Annotated in this window: 12 protein-coding genes; 5 read left to right on the forward strand and 7 right to left on the reverse strand. The window is 60.2% G+C overall.

Annotated elements, in window-relative coordinates:
- Positions 1–6: 6 nt before the first annotated feature.
- Genes PMI27_RS25655 through PMI27_RS25645 form a run of 3 tightly spaced genes read right to left on the reverse strand, consistent with a single transcriptional unit; the run spans position 7 to position 2,796 of the window.
- Entirely contained in the window at positions 7–795 is a 789-nt protein-coding gene (locus PMI27_RS25655; RefSeq protein WP_008154998.1) for an ABC transporter permease, read from the reverse strand.
- Positions 792–1,709 carry an ABC transporter permease gene (locus PMI27_RS25650; RefSeq protein ID WP_008154997.1) on the reverse strand — a complete coding sequence of 306 codons (918 nt, stop codon included), beginning with the start codon at positions 1,707–1,709 and terminating at the stop codon, positions 792–794. The genes PMI27_RS25655 and PMI27_RS25650 overlap by 4 nt, the downstream gene beginning before the upstream one ends.
- Position 1,710: 1 nt before the next feature.
- Positions 1,711–2,796 carry an ABC transporter ATP-binding protein gene (locus PMI27_RS25645; protein ID WP_008154996.1) on the reverse strand — a complete coding sequence of 362 codons (1,086 nt, stop codon included), beginning with the start codon at positions 2,794–2,796 and terminating at the stop codon, positions 1,711–1,713.
- A gap of 140 nt (positions 2,797–2,936) precedes the next feature.
- Here PMI27_RS25645 and PMI27_RS25640 point away from each other — a divergent pair, with 140 nt between their 5' ends.
- The 3 genes from PMI27_RS25640 to PMI27_RS25630 all read left to right on the forward strand — a co-directional run bounded on the left by PMI27_RS25640 (position 2,937) and on the right by PMI27_RS25630 (position 8,816).
- Positions 2,937–3,626 (forward strand): GntR family transcriptional regulator, encoded by a 690-nt coding sequence (locus PMI27_RS25640; RefSeq protein WP_008154995.1) that lies wholly within the window; start codon positions 2,937–2,939, stop codon positions 3,624–3,626.
- Between the two features lie 297 nt (positions 3,627–3,923).
- Positions 3,924–6,035 (forward strand): hybrid sensor histidine kinase/response regulator, encoded by a 2,112-nt coding sequence (locus PMI27_RS25635; protein ID WP_008154994.1) that lies wholly within the window; start codon positions 3,924–3,926, stop codon positions 6,033–6,035.
- Between the two features lie 156 nt (positions 6,036–6,191).
- A complete protein-coding gene (locus PMI27_RS25630; RefSeq protein ID WP_008154993.1) occupies positions 6,192–8,816 on the forward strand; it encodes an excinuclease ABC subunit UvrA in 2,625 nt (874 codons plus the stop codon).
- Between the two features lie 120 nt (positions 8,817–8,936).
- On the opposite strand, the gene PMI27_RS25625 is transcribed toward PMI27_RS25630, so the two are convergent.
- Positions 8,937–9,458 carry a DUF4142 domain-containing protein gene (locus tag PMI27_RS25625; RefSeq protein WP_008154992.1) on the reverse strand — a complete coding sequence of 174 codons (522 nt, stop codon included), beginning with the start codon at positions 9,456–9,458 and terminating at the stop codon, positions 8,937–8,939.
- A 217-nt stretch (positions 9,459–9,675) separates the two neighbouring features.
- Between PMI27_RS25625 and PMI27_RS25620 the strand changes: the two genes are divergently transcribed.
- Complete coding sequence (locus PMI27_RS25620; protein WP_008154991.1) at positions 9,676–9,912, forward strand: DUF465 domain-containing protein; 237 nt, start codon at positions 9,676–9,678, stop codon at positions 9,910–9,912.
- A gap of 117 nt (positions 9,913–10,029) precedes the next feature.
- Positions 10,030–10,245: a hypothetical protein gene (locus PMI27_RS25615; protein WP_008154990.1), complete on the forward strand. Its 216-nt coding sequence runs from the start codon at positions 10,030–10,032 to the stop codon at positions 10,243–10,245.
- A gap of 131 nt (positions 10,246–10,376) precedes the next feature.
- On the opposite strand, the gene PMI27_RS25610 is transcribed toward PMI27_RS25615, so the two are convergent.
- The 3 genes from PMI27_RS25610 to PMI27_RS25600 form a co-directional block, all read right to left on the reverse strand.
- The gene (locus PMI27_RS25610) at positions 10,377–11,465 is read right to left on the reverse strand and encodes an SMP-30/gluconolactonase/LRE family protein (protein WP_008154989.1); all 1,089 of its coding nucleotides are present in this window, start codon (positions 11,463–11,465) and stop codon (positions 10,377–10,379) included.
- Positions 11,462–12,607 (reverse strand): SRPBCC family protein, encoded by a 1,146-nt coding sequence (locus PMI27_RS25605; RefSeq protein WP_008154982.1) that lies wholly within the window; start codon positions 12,605–12,607, stop codon positions 11,462–11,464. The genes PMI27_RS25610 and PMI27_RS25605 overlap by 4 nt, the downstream gene beginning before the upstream one ends.
- Before the next feature lie 106 nt (positions 12,608–12,713).
- A complete protein-coding gene (locus PMI27_RS25600) occupies positions 12,714–13,577 on the reverse strand; it encodes a LysR family transcriptional regulator (protein ID WP_008154980.1) in 864 nt (287 codons plus the stop codon).
- Positions 13,578–13,679 lie beyond the last annotated feature (102 nt).

Consider the following 13,679-nt stretch of genomic DNA (forward strand, 5'->3'; position numbering starts at 1 on the left):
CCAGGCTCATTGGTTTTTGCCGCGCTGTCCCAGCCAGAAGGCCAGCACCACCAGCACGATGGAAATCACCAGCATCAGGGTCGAGATCGCGTTGATCTCCGGCGTGACGCCGGACTTGATCGCCGAGAAGATGTACACCGGCAACGTCGTCGAACCGGGGCCGGCAACGAAGAAGGTCATGATGAAATCGTCGAGGCTGACCACGAACGCCAACACCGAACCGGACAACACTGCCGGCCACAGCAGCGGCAGCGTCACTCGACGAAATACTTGCCACGGGTTGGCGTACAAATCGTTCGCCGCCTCCAGCAAGCTCTTGTCCAGGTCGTTGAGCCGGGCGCGGATCGGCAGGTAGGCGAACGGAATGCAGAAGCCGATGTGCGCGACGATCACCGTCAGCAATCCGAGCTTGATCCCCAGCGCCATGAACAACAGCAGCGTGGCCACGGCGGTGACGATCTCCGGCAGGATCAGCGGCAGGTTGATCCCGCCCTCGACCATCTTCTGTCCATAGAACGGCCGGTACGTCGCCAACGCCGCGAGCAACGCAATGGCCGTGGCACACACCGTGGCGATGCTGGCGACGATGATCGAGTTCAGCGCCGCCGTCTGGATCGACGGGTTGGCCAGAATCCTTCCGTACCAGGCAAAGGAGAACTCGGTCCACACCGTGGCCGAACGGTTGGCGTTGAAGCTGTAGGCGATCAGCACAAAGATCGGTACGTACAGATACGCCAGGATCAACAGGCTGACTTCGCGGGTCAGGGGCAGTTTTTTCAGGTGCAGGGCGATCATGCGGTGGCTCCCCGACGCAGGGTTTTGGCGGTGCTGCGGCTATAAAGGGCATAAAGCACCAGGGACAGCAGCAGAATCCCCAGCAACAGGAACGACAGCGAACTGCCCAGCGGCCAGTTGCGCGCGGTGCCGAACTGTTGCTGGATCAGGTTGCCGATCATCAGCGTCTTGCCGCCGCCGAGAATCGCCGGGGTGATGAAGGCACCGAGGCTCGGCACAAACACCAGCAGCGCACCAGCAATCACGCCGGGCATCGACAGCGGCAGGATGATCCGTTTTAGCGCGTGCCAGCGATTGGCGCCGAGGTCGTAAGCGGCTTCCACCAGGCGCCAGTCGAGTTTTTCCAGGGTCGAATAGATCGGCAAAATCATGAACGGCAGGAAGCTGTAGACCAGCCCGACGCTGACGGCGAAGTCGTTGTAGAGCAGGGTGATGCCACCGGCCTGCGGAAACAGCGCGTTGAGGCTCTGGGCGACCCAGCCGTGCTCGCGCAGGATGATCAGCCACGCGTAGTTGCGGATCAGCAGGTTGGTCCAGAACGGAATGGTGATCAGCAACACCATGAGGTTGCGCCGCTGCGGTGTCAGGCTCGACATCCACAACGCCACCGGGAAGCCGAACAGGAAACACAGCAACGTGGTGCCACCGGCCTGGAACACCGAGCGCAACAGCGCTTGGGCGTAGACCCAGTTCAGTTCCAGTTCGCCGTCGAAACCTTCCTGGAAAAACAACTGCACGTAGCTTTGCAATTGCCAGTTGGCCTGCCAGTCGACGCCGCCATACACGTTGCGCGGCAACAGGCTGATGTAGCCCATGATGCCGAGCGGAATGGCGATCAATGCCAGCAAAGTCAGAACCACCGGGCTGAGCAACAGCGCACGGTTGAGGGCGGGAGAAGTGCTACTGACGCTCATCTCAGGCCTCCATCAACAGGCAGGCGTGGGGCGGCAGGTTGACCGCGACACGATCACCGACCACCCGGCCACGATTCAGGCCTTCGTTGTTCTCGCGCAGCATGACCTTGATGTCGTTGTTCAACCGGCACTGATAGAGCGTGGCAGTGCCGACATACAACACCGCTTCGATCACGCCGCGCAGGTGATGCGGTTGCGCCAGGTCGACCAATTGCGAGCGCTCCGGGCGGAAGGCCAATTGAACGGCAGCACCGTCGAAGCCTTGGGCCGGGCAGGGGATTTCTACCGGCATGCCGTTCGGCACGAACAGTTTTTCGTTTTGCTGGCCGCGTTTGATGTGGCCGGGGAGGAAATTGATGTCGCCGATAAACTGGGCGACAAACTGATGTTTGGGTCTTTCGTAGATATCGTTCGGTGTGCCGATTTGCAGGATCTTGCCGGCTGACATCACGGCGATTCGGTCGGACAGGGTCAGGGCTTCTTCCTGATCGTGGGTGACGAAAATGAAGGTGATCCCGGCTTCCTTCTGTACGCGCTTGAGTTCGACCTGCATTTCCTTGCGCAGCTTCAAGTCCAGCGCCGACAGCGGTTCGTCGAGCAACAGCACTTTGGGTTTCGGCGCCAGGGCCCGGGCCAGGGCCACGCGCTGCTGTTGGCCACCGGACAACTCGGCCGGTTTGCGCTGGGCCAGGTGTTGCATTTGTACCAGCGTGAGCATCTCATCGACACGTTGCGGGATGAGCTTGCGATCAAGACCCTGCATCTCGAGGCCGAAGGCGATATTCTGCGCGACGCTCATGTGCGGAAACAGCGCGTAGCTCTGGAATACGGTGTTGACCCGGCGCTTGAACGGTGGCAAATCATTGACCGGTTCGCCCGCCAGACGAATCTCGCCTTCGCTGACTTGTTCGAAGCCGGCGATGGTACGCAGCAGGGTGGTCTTGCCGCAGCCGGAAGGGCCGAGCAGGGTGAAGAATTCGTTGTCGGCAATGTCGACTGAAACGTTGTCGAGGGCTGGAGCCAGCCCCGGATCGTCGGAATACCGTTTGGAGACGTTACGCACTTCAATCGCTGTTGGATGACCCATATTGGTGCATTCCTCTAATTATTGTATGCAATATCTGGATGCAATCTAGAAATAACCGGATTAATCTGCTCGTGCAACCCCCTTTTTCAAAGGCTGCTCATCGCCTGGGGCCGGTTGTTTAGCGCTAAAGGAGTGTTCAGATGACCGAGAAAAAACTCGAGACCACGGTCGACCGCGTCTACCAAGGGGTTTACGAGGCGATCAGCAAACGTTCATTGCGTCCCGGGATGAAGCTTGGCGAAGCGTCATTGGCCGAACTTTTTAATGTCAGCCGGACGTCGGTTCGTGCCGCGCTCAAACAGTTGGAGGCCGATGGCCTGGTCACCACCGAGCCCAACAAAGGGGCGTCGGTGTCATTGCCCAGTGATGAGGAGATTCGCTCGCTGTTTGAAACGAGGCGCCTGATCGAGATCGGCATCGTCACCGAGCTCTGTCGTCGTCGTGATACGGCCGTGACCCAGGACCTGCGTGATCACCTGTTGCTGGAGGATGAAGCGCACCGCAGTGGCGACCATGAACGGTTGATTCATCTGCTGGGTGAGTTCCACATCAAACTCGCGCAAAGCCTGAACAACCCGGTGTTGCTGGACTGGTTCCGCAAGCTGATTTCCCGCGCCTCGCTGTACGCCGCCGCGCTGGATGACGACAGTCACGAAGCGTGCCGCGACGATGAACACCTGCGGCTGATCGAGTACATCGAAGCCGGCAACCAGAGCGCCGCGATCGAACTGACCTGCATGCATTTGAATGGCATCGAGAAGGCCATTCTCGACGTCGCCGCCACACTGAAAACCGGCTACCACCCGCTCAAGCACCTGATCGAGGTTTAGCGTTCTGCGCCGATTCCCCTGTAGGCGCTGCCGCAGGCTGCGATCTTTTGATCTTGCCTTAAAAAAGCAAAGTCAAAAGATCGCAGCCTGCGGCAGCTCCTACAGGGTAGATGCTTCGCACCCCAACGGGAGTAGGCTCCCTCGCCACAAAAGCCCCGCTGCCACAGAGGTTTAGCGAATCAGCTAACCTCTATGAAACCATTGGCGTCGGTGAAGCTCGAAACAAACGGGCACGCACCGTCCTCATGCCGTTGCGATCCCTTAAGCCAGTCATCTACAGGGATACAGAGTCAGTCGATGCAGTTTCTAGACGATAGCCATGGGTGTGCAGGCTGGAACGGTGAAATGGCCGGGCGCATCCGCGCGTTCGACTGGAGCCTGACTGAGCTTGGGAAAATGGACACTTGGCCCAGAAGCTTGTGCAGTGCGGTGCAGTTGATGCTCGCGTCCCCACTGCCGATGGTGATGCTGTGGGGCCGACCCGGTTACATGATCTATAACGATGCGTACTCCAAATTTGCCGGTGGCCGCCATCCTTACCTGTTGGGTTCCCCGGTGGAACTGGGCTGGCCGGAAGTCGCCGAATTCAATCGGCATGTGGTCGATACCTGCCTGGCCGGCGGCACCTTGTCCTATCGCAACAAAGTCCTGGAGTTGCTGCGCGACGGGGTTCCCGAAGACGTCTGGCTGGACCTCTATTACAGCCCGGTGGCGGATGATGGCGGGAAACCGGCCGGGGTCATGGCGATGGTGGTCGAGACCACCGAGCATGTGATTTCCGAACGCCGCCGTCAGGCCGCCGAGGACGCCTATCACGCCGACAACGAACGGGTGCGCCTGGCGCTCAATGCCGGGGCTTTGCTCGGCTCGTTCGTCTGGGACATCAAGGACAATGTGCTCTCCGGTGATGAGCGTTTCGCCCGCACCTTTTCCTACCCGCCGGAGCAAAACCTGGCCGACCTGCCAATGGACATTGCCGCAGCACGGATCCATCCCGATGACCGCAGTTGGGTGCAGGAGCAGATCGATCAATCAGTGGAAACCGGCGAACCGTTTAACGCCGAGTATCGGGTCCTGCGCCCGGATGGCAATTATTTGTGGGTGCTGGCGAGCGGTGGCTGCGAGTTCAATGAGCAGGGCGAACCGTTCCGTTTTCCCGGGGTGTTGATCGACATCCACGAACGCAAGACCGCCGAAGAATCCCTGCTCAAGTTCACCCGCAACCTGGAGCAACGCGTTGCCGACGAAGTCGAAGCACGGCTGGCCGCTGAAGAACAACTGCGTCAATCGCAGAAACTCGAAGCCATCGGCGGCCTCACCGGTGGCGTGGCCCATGACTTCAACAACCTGCTGCAGGTGATCGCCGGCAACCTGCACTTGCTGGCGCGGCATGAACCGGACAACGCCAATGTGCAGCGCCGGGTCAACGCTTCGATTGCCGCGGTCGAACGTGGCGCCAAACTGTCTTCGCAATTGCTCGCGTTCGCCCGTCGTCAGCCCTTGTCGCCAGCGGTCTGCGATCTGCGGCAGGTCTTCGATGGGCTGGGGGAATTGTTGCAGCGGGCGCTGGGGGAAACCATCCAGATCAATGTCAACGCGGCCGAAGCCCTTTGGCGCATCTACGTGGACCGCAATCAACTGGAAAACGCCATCCTCAATCTGGCGATCAATGCCCGTGACGCCATGAGCGGCGAGGGGACCATTGATCTGAGCGCCGAGAACATTGCCCTTGATAGCAAGTTTTGTGCAGGCAAGGGCATCGTCGCCGGCGACTATGTCTGTGTCGCGGTGGCTGACAAGGGTATCGGCATGTCGCCGCAAGTACTTGCACAGGCTTTCGAGCCGTTTTTTACCACCAAGGCCGATGGCCAGGGCACGGGGCTGGGCCTGAGCATGGTGTTCGGTTTCGTCAAGCAGAGTGGCGGGCATATCGAGATTTCCAGCGCGGTCGGGCAGGGCACTCGGGTGCGGCTGTATTTCCCTCGCAGCCTGCGCCCGATGCTCAACGAAACGACACGACATGCCCCGCAACAGCGAGGCGGACACGAAACCATTCTGGTGGTCGAGGACAACGAGGCGGTGCGCAGCTCCGCGGTGGAGTTGCTGAGTGAAGAAGGTTATCGAGTGCTGACGGCGGCCAACGGTGACGTCGCAATGCAGATGTTGCTGGAGGGCGCCGTGGTAGACCTGATTTTTACCGACGTGGTCATGCCCGGCCTGATCAAAAGCGCGGACCTGGCCGCCTGGGCCAAGGTGCAGACGCCACCGGTGGCCGTGCTGTTCACCTCGGGCCACACCCGTGACATTATCTCGCGCAATCATCAGCTCAGCCCGGATACTTATTTGCTGAGCAAACCCTATGGCCCCGAGGCGCTGACCCAAATGGTGCGCACCGTCCTCAACGGCTGAGCCGATTGATCGTTCCCACGCTCGCTTGGGAACGATCAATCCTGTAGGAGCCGAGCTTGCTCGCGATGGCGGTGCGTCAGACACACCGCTATCGCGAGCAAGCTCAGCTCCTACAGGTGAACCGCATTTCTTTGAACCTTCCAATCAAGGCTGCTCATGACTTCCAATCCCCCCTCCGGCATGGTCAGGGTGCGCGGCGCCCGGGAACACAATCTCAAAAACGTCGATGTCGACATCCCCCGGGATGCCCTGGTGGTGTTCACTGGCGTGTCCGGGTCGGGGAAATCGTCGTTGGCATTCTCGACCCTCTACGCCGAAGCGCAACGCCGCTATTTCGAATCCGTGGCGCCTTATGCGCGGCGCCTGATCGATCAGGTCGGCGTGCCGGACGTCGACTCCATCGAAGGCTTGCCGCCGGCGGTGGCGCTCCAGCAACAACGGGGTACGCCGAGCACACGCTCTTCGGTGGGCAGCGTGACGACGTTGTCGAGCCTGATCCGCATGCTGTACTCCCGGGCCGGCAGTTATCCGTCGGGGCAACCGATGCTCTATGCGGAAGATTTTTCGCCCAACACGCCCCAAGGCGCGTGTCCCGAATGTCATGGGTTGGGGCGGGTGTATGAAGTCACCGAAGCGTTGATGGTCCCGGACCCGAGCCTGACCATTCGCCAGCGCGCCGTCGCCTCCTGGCCCACCGCCTGGCAGGGACAGAACCTGCGCGACATTTTGGTGACGATGGGTTACGACGTCGATAAACCCTGGCGCGATCTGCCGAAAAAACTGCGCGACTGGATTCTCTTCACCGAAGAAACCCCCACGGTGCCGGTGTATGCCGGGCTCACCCCCGAAGAAACCAGAGTCGCGCTCAAACGCAAAATGGAACCGAGTTACCAGGGCACGTTCACCGGCGCCCGGCGCTACATCCTGCACACCTTCAGCCATTCCCAAAGCGCGCTGATGAAGAAGCGTGTCTCGCAATTCATGCTCGGCAGCCCGTGCCCATTGTGCGATGGCAAACGGCTCAAGCGCGAGGCGTTGTCGGTGACCTTTGCCGGTTACGACATCGGCGAGCTGTCGCAGATGCCGTTGCTGCAAGTGGCCGAAGTCTTGAAACCAGTCGCCGCTCACAGCTACCTCGAACAGGCCGAGGCGGCGGGGGAGGTATTGACGCACGACCAGACCCGCGAAGCCCGCGAGCAACGAGTGGCCCACGGCGCCAGTGGTCACGCCAACGCGCCGGATGTACGCCACACACCGAACCTTTCAGTAGAGAAACGCCTGGCCGCGCAGCGGATCGCTCAGGACTTGCTGGAACGGGTCAGCACGTTGACCGATCTGGGGCTCGGTTACCTGGCGCTGGAACGCAGCACGCCGACGCTGTCGTCCGGCGAGTTGCAGCGTCTGCGCCTGGCGACGCAATTGGGTTCGCAGTTGTTCGGCGTGATCTACGTGCTGGATGAACCGTCGGCCGGCCTGCACCCGGCGGATGGCGAAGCGCTGTTCGAAGCCCTGCAACGCTTGAAAATCGCCGGCAACACCTTGTTTGTGGTCGAACATGACCTGGAAACCATGCGCCGCGCCGATTGGTTGATCGACGTCGGCCCGGCGGCCGGCGAGCATGGCGGCCGAATTCTGTACAGCGGGCCACCGCCAGGTCTGGCCGAGATAACGAACTCCCAGACCCGCGCCTACCTGTTCGCCGAGCAGGTCACCCAATCGCGTGTCAGCCGAAAGCCGACCGATTGGTTGCGGCTCGAAGGCATCACCCGCAACAACCTGAATAATCTCAGCGCCGAGTTCCCACTGGGCTGTTTCACTTCGGTGACCGGTGTCTCGGGCTCCGGTAAATCGAGCCTGGTCAGTCAGGCGTTGCTCGAGCTGATAGGCGCGCATCTCGGGCGCGCAGCAAGTGACAGCGAACCCGAGGAGTTGAGCCTTGAGGACGACGCACCGCAAGTCAGCGGCGGTCAGGTCACTGCGGGGCTGGCGTCGATCAAGCGCCTGGTGCAAGTCGATCAGAAACCCATCGGCCGCACACCGCGTTCGAACCTGGCGACCTACACCGGTCTCTTCGACAACGTGCGCAAACTGTACGCCGCCACTCCTGAAGCCCGGGCCGAGGGTTACGACGCGGGCCAGTTTTCCTTCAACGTCGCCAAGGGCCGTTGCTCGACGTGCGAAGGTGAAGGCTTTGTCAGCGTTGAGTTGCTGTTCATGCCCAGCGTTTATGCACCGTGCTCGACCTGCCACGGCGCGCGCTACAACCCCGAGACGCTGGCAATCATCTGGCAAGGGTTGAACATCGCCCAGGTGCTGCAACTGACGGTGGACGAGGCGGTCACGGTGTTTGCCGAGCAACCGGGAATTCGCCGCTCGCTGGAGGTGCTGCGCGATATCGGCCTCGGTTACCTGCGCCTCGGCCAGCCGGCGACCGAGCTGTCGGGCGGCGAAGCCCAGCGGATCAAGCTGGCCACCGAACTGCAACGCAACCAGCGTGGGGCAACCCTGTATGTGCTCGACGAGCCCACCACCGGATTGCACCCAAGGGATGTCGATCGCTTGCTCGAACAGTTGAATACGCTGGTGACGGCGGGGCATACGGTGATCGTCGTCGAACATGAAATGCGCGTGGTGGCGCAGAGTGACTGGGTGATCGACATCGGCCCGGGGGCGGGGGATCAGGGCGGGAAGATTGTTATTGCAGGCACACCGCAGAAAGTGGCTAAAAGCAAAAAGAGCCGGACGGCGCCGTTTTTGGCCAGAGTTCTTGGCACGGCTTGAATTCACGGTGTTCTTGCGGTCCTCATCGCGGGCAAACCCGCTCCCACAGGATTTGTGAACGACTCAGTTCCTGTGGGAGCGGGCTTGCCCGCGATGAGGACCGCAAAGGACTCGACAAGGTTATTTGTCTGGGTGAGCAGTCTGGAGCTTTTTCGCCATTTGCAGATGTTTCTCCAGCGCCGGCAACATTTTTTGCGCGAAACCTTTCAGCTCCGTGGCGCCTTTGACTTTGTCGTCCGTCACGGTGTTGGCTTCTTTCTTGAACAGCGAAAGGGTGTCTTCATGGGCCTTCACCTGATTGTTGGCGTAGGCCGCATCGAAAGATTCATCGCGCAAGTCGAGGATTTTCTCCTTCGCCTGTTTGACCAGCGTCGTGCTGTCCGGTACCTCGATGTCATGCTTTTTCGCCAGAGCCGCCAGTTCATCGTTGGCCTTGGAGTGGTCGGTGATCATCATGTTGGCGAATGCCTTGATGTCCGCCGATGAGCTTTTTTCCAGGGCCAATCGGCTCGTTTCGACTTCCGCGATACCGCCCGCGGCCGCCTTGTCGACGAAGTCATTGGAAGTGGCAGCGAAAGCCGTGCCCATGCTGGTGCTCAAGGCAACGGCCAACGTGAGGTGGCGCAGGGTAAATCCGTCCATTGGTTATTCTCCACACAGGTTTTCATGGGCGATCGATTGATCGTTAACCTGTGGATGCCGACGAGCGGGCAAAGGTTTTATTGCGTTTGCGGCAGGGCGACGAACGGGCACCGCTGGTCTGATAGGCGGTCGACAGAACCGGCTAACCGAGGCCATTCTGATAGTTGGTGAACGCCATTGATCGCGTTTGCCTCCGATCAACAAACGGAGGTGTTCCATGCCGGTGATACACGACCTTTTTCAGGATCTCAAAATTTCAAAGGAAGATATCCAGCAAAAACGCACCAAGGATCCGTTACTGGATTCACTGATCAACAAGTATTCGCAGGTGGACGCCGAGGTCGTAAAGGCTGAATCCGCACAATCCGATGCGCCCAGTGATGACGCGTTGAAGAAACTCAAGGAGAAGCGCGTGCAAGTTAAGCAGAAGATCGTTGATCGGCTCCAGACGTAGTCCTGACACGCCCAGTCTGGTCACCGACGATCGGTGACTGAAAAATTGGAACGGCGATAAATACCGGCACCTCGAATGTTCAGAGTCCGAATTTACGGCTCCATGCGAGGTGCCCCCATGAATCCAAAATTCCCCAGTGAAGAACAGGGTGGCTACGATCCCATCCCGACACATCCCGAACCCCTGAGTCCAGGACGCACCACCCTCAATCCCGAAGATGAACCGGGCATCGACGAACTGACCGACAATGAAGGCGCGCGCCCGCTGAACGAGGAAAAGGTGCTTGAGGAAACCGACAATGCGGGGCACGACGGCGAGATGGATCCCCGCTAAACCAATCACCCACTATCCCTTGTAGGAGCTGAGCTTGCTCGCGATGGCGATCTGTCAGTCACATCAATTTTGACCGTGCCGCCGCCATCGCGAGCAAGCTCGGCTCCTACAGGTACAGGTTATTTTGGTGTCTATTGCAGCGCAGCACTCAACGGCAATCGCGCCATATGTTTGGCCTTCAACGATCCGAAATATAGCCAATCCCCATACTCCCGAACGGTAGTGATCGGCGAATAGTTGTCGCTGCTACCGTCCTGCAAGTTGGCGATCACTTTGCCGTCCAGATCCAGCCCCAGCGCGAAGGCGCGTTTTTCCACCGGTTTAGGCAGGAATGTCATGGCCCGCACGATCATCTTGCGCACGAAGGGATGCGGCGCGGTGGCATCGAGCAGTGCGTTGCGCGGTGCATAGAGCGCCACCCAGAAGCGGTCGTGACCATTGAACGCGAGGTTGTCCGGTAACCCTGGCAAGTTGTCGATGAATAGATCACGGGTGCCGGCTTTCGGCCCGCTCAACCAGTAGCGACTGATGCGATAGGCGCCCGTTTCGTTGACCAATACAAAGGCATCGTCCGGGCCCAGGGTCACGCCGTTGGCGAATTCCAGCTTATCCAGCAGGACCGCAGTCTTGCCGGTCTGGAAGTCATAACGCAGCAAGCGGCCATCGCCGCCGTGCTCGATGATTGCTTCGCCGTCACTGCCATAGCCAAAGCGGCTGGAGGCATCACTGAAATAGGCGTAGTGCCCGGACTTGTCGATCGCCACGTCGTCGGTGAAGCCGAAGGGCACGCCGTTGGCCTCCGTGGTCAATGGAATCAACCGGCCCTGGGCATCCAGTGACAGCAAACCCTTGATCCCGTCGGCAATCACCAGCAGACCGTTGGGATGACGGGCCAGGCCCAAGGGTCTGCCGCCCGTATCAGCCAGAACCTTGGTGACCTTGCCGTCGAGGCTGGTACGGATCAATCGGCCGTCATGCAAACCCGTGATGAGGACGTTTTCCTCCAGTAGCAACGCTTCCGGGCCGTCGATATCCGCGGCGCCGACGCGCTCCACGCCTTTGAGGCGCTGATTGTCGGCGTAGATGCCGCTGGTGAGGGAGGGCGCCGGTGGCGGTGTCCAGGCCACCGGTTGAACCTTGGTCGGCATCAGCAGCAGAAAGGCGCCGATGGCAACGACCACCAGCAACACCACATGGCGAAACTTGACGGTTCGATTCATGTGGTCACTCCTGCCGGGGCCAACTGTTTTTGCGCCATTTCGCGCAATGCCAGCATCGACGCTGCCGACTCACGATCGATGCGGCGCTTGAGCAGCAGTCGATTGGCAATGCGCATCGCCAGGCCGCTGAACTGATACTCCAGGGTGCGGACAAAGCGTGTGCCATCGCCCTGGGCCTCGCACTCGTAAGTCACCACTAAAGACAACCCGTGATCGTCATGGGCCCAGGCACTCCAGCGGCGTCCTGGCAGGTATTCGTTAACCTCCCAGTGCAAGTGTCCCTCACGCCCGCCCGCCTTGATGTCTTCCTCGAACCTCCCCCCGGCATGCAGCGGACCGCTCTGGCCATCGACCTTGAGGGACGAAGGATGCCACTCCGGCCAACGGGTCACGGTGCTGGCATAGGCGAGCACGTCAATCGGGTCTCCAGCAATGTCGATCTGATGCTGCATGCGGGTCATGGGCGTTCTCGTCGGGTGCAGGTCGATCGGCTCCGGTTCCCAATAGAGGGTGCCGAACAGGTAGTCCATCAGCGGAAAAACGATATTGAAGTTGCGTTCCTGCATCAGCTCACGACGGTGATGCAGTTCATGCAGACGGCGCATCTGGCGGATCCACGGCAACCGTGTGACGGGGTTCTCGGGTGGCAGATGCTCGCAGGCATGGAACACTTCATAGGTCAGGTAGCCGAGGACCAGGCAGCCGCCGAACAACCCGGCGACGTTGGCATCGAACTGCTCAAGCAGCCACCAGACGGGCAGGGTGATGACGACCGTGTGCAATACGATCAGCCAGGCTGGAAACAGAATCACCCGCCAGTCCCGGGCCGTGTCGTAGGTCATGTGACCGGGGGCGAAAAAGCTGTGATGGTCGCCGGCATGGCGGGCGTAGAACAGTCGCGCGAAGCTCTTTTTGTGATGCCCCAAATGCCGATGGATCATGTACACGCCGAAGTTGAAGAACAACAACGTCAACGGCACCGCCAGCCATTCCAGTGGCTGTACCCGGTGCACGGTGCTCCAGAATCCGCCGATGGCCAGCACCCCGAACAGCAGCACAAAAGCGCCGTGCAGCCATGGGTTGTAGAGCGGATGAATAGCAGCGCGGTAGCGGGTGCGGAATGCTTCGGTGGTCTGCCTCACTGCAATCACCTGTAGTTATTGTTATCTCCAGCAGATTAGACGATCCCGGCGTTTTGGCTGGCCCAACCTTGAGGACGCAACCGCCATGCTTCGGTGCAAACCGGATTCAGGTCAGCGGGTTCCAGCGTTGCGACCAGTCATCGTCGGACTTGATCACTTCGCGCAGCAGGTCGAAGGCTTGTTGCAAGGTCGCCGAGTCGCGGTCGCGGGAGTAAACCAGATAGGTCGGGTAGCTGAATTCCGGGGCTTTGGGCACTTGCTCGAGCACACCGCTTTCCAGATAACTCTGGACCACCCGGGTGCGGAAGTAGCCACTGCCGCCGTTTTCCAGAATGTACTGCAAGCCCAGTGGGCCGAGGTTGAAGCTCAACGCGGCTTTGGCTTTTTCCGGCAGGGCCGCATCGTGCTGACGACGGAAGTCCGGGCCCCAGTCGATGTACACGTAGGGATCGGGTCGTGCGGCCAGGCGGATGAGGACCAGTTTTTCTTCCAGCACCTGTTCGACTTGCAGGCGTGGCCAATACTCGGGCTGGTAAACCAGCGCCGCATCCAGAACCCCCAGTTCCAGTTGGCGCAGCAGGTTTTCACCGTCACGGATTTCCATGCGCAGGGCGTGGCTGGGGATCTTCTCGCGCAGCGCGCCGGCCCAGCTGAGCATCAGCGGGTTGCACAGACTGACCTCGCCACCGATGTGCAACACGTCGCGGTAACCCTCGGGCAATGGCAAGTCCCGTCGCGCCGCTTCCCAGGTTTCGACCAGTTGATTGGCGTAGACCACGAAGGCTTCACCGTTCGGCGTCAGGCGCGCACCGGCGCGGTTGCGTACGAACAGGGTGCTGCCCAGTTGACTCTCGAGTTTCTGCACGCGCGCGGTGATCGCGGTCTGGGTCACGTGGAGTTTTTCGGCAGCTGCGGCAAGGCTGCCGTGGCGGACGATTTCCAGAAAGGTGCGGGCGAGATCGATGTCCATGGGGTGGCCGGTGCAGGAGGTGCGCCATTGTAAGAGCGTATGCCAGCAACTGATAGCTCACAGCCAGTTGGGTCAACAAAGATCAAAAGATCGCAGCCTGCG

Source organism: Pseudomonas sp. GM41(2012), from assembly GCF_000282315.2.
Lineage (GTDB): Bacteria > Pseudomonadota > Gammaproteobacteria > Pseudomonadales > Pseudomonadaceae > Aquipseudomonas.

What these genes read in the sequence shown, in the direction of transcription:
- PMI27_RS25625 (WP_008154992.1), bottom strand. Translation starts at nt 9,458, where the DNA reads ATGGACGGATTTACCCTGCGCCACCTCACGTTGGCCGTTGCCTTGAGC.
- PMI27_RS25635 (WP_008154994.1), top strand. Translation starts at nt 3,924, where the DNA reads ATGCAGTTTCTAGACGATAGCCATGGGTGTGCAGGCTGGAACGGTGAA.
- PMI27_RS25630 (WP_008154993.1), top strand. Translation starts at nt 6,192, where the DNA reads ATGACTTCCAATCCCCCCTCCGGCATGGTCAGGGTGCGCGGCGCCCGG.
- PMI27_RS25645 (WP_008154996.1), bottom strand. Translation starts at nt 2,796, where the DNA reads ATGGGTCATCCAACAGCGATTGAAGTGCGTAACGTCTCCAAACGGTAT.
- PMI27_RS25615 (WP_008154990.1), top strand. Translation starts at nt 10,030, where the DNA reads ATGAATCCAAAATTCCCCAGTGAAGAACAGGGTGGCTACGATCCCATC.
- PMI27_RS25610 (WP_008154989.1), bottom strand. Translation starts at nt 11,465, where the DNA reads ATGAATCGAACCGTCAAGTTTCGCCATGTGGTGTTGCTGGTGGTCGTT.
- PMI27_RS25620 (WP_008154991.1), top strand. Translation starts at nt 9,676, where the DNA reads ATGCCGGTGATACACGACCTTTTTCAGGATCTCAAAATTTCAAAGGAA.
- PMI27_RS25600 (WP_008154980.1), bottom strand. Translation starts at nt 13,577, where the DNA reads ATGGACATCGATCTCGCCCGCACCTTTCTGGAAATCGTCCGCCACGGC.
- PMI27_RS25650 (WP_008154997.1), bottom strand. Translation starts at nt 1,709, where the DNA reads ATGAGCGTCAGTAGCACTTCTCCCGCCCTCAACCGTGCGCTGTTGCTC.
- PMI27_RS25640 (WP_008154995.1), top strand. Translation starts at nt 2,937, where the DNA reads ATGACCGAGAAAAAACTCGAGACCACGGTCGACCGCGTCTACCAAGGG.
- PMI27_RS25655 (WP_008154998.1), bottom strand. Translation starts at nt 795, where the DNA reads ATGATCGCCCTGCACCTGAAAAAACTGCCCCTGACCCGCGAAGTCAGC.